This window comes from Allobosea sp. FBZP-16 (assembly GCF_002831785.1).
Lineage (GTDB): Bacteria > Pseudomonadota > Alphaproteobacteria > Rhizobiales > Beijerinckiaceae > Allobosea > Allobosea lupini.
Genome location: NZ_LNCQ01000019.1, coordinates 381 through 581 on the forward strand (window position 1 = coordinate 381; position 201 = coordinate 581).

The following is a 201-nucleotide window of genomic DNA, read 5'->3' on the forward strand; positions in this document are numbered from 1 at the left end:
GAATACATTCGACCGGCCCGGTACGACGCTGCGCCAGAGCTGGCTGCCCTGCGGATTAACCTCGCTGCCGAACATCTGGGTGAACTCACCGAGCGTGGCATCCTTTACCAGGAAGACGTTCTGCTCGCGGAAGCCGAGCGTGCCGGTGAGGTAGGCCTTGATTGCCTCGGCATCGTTATGGGCGAAGTCGACAGTGCTGGT

1 protein-coding gene is annotated in these 201 nt (G+C 61.2%); it reads right to left on the reverse strand.

Annotation, left to right across the window (positions count from 1 at the left end):
• On the reverse strand, positions 1–201 hold a 201-nt coding region (locus tag CXY91_RS30830; protein ID WP_248307372.1), incomplete at both ends, for a hypothetical protein.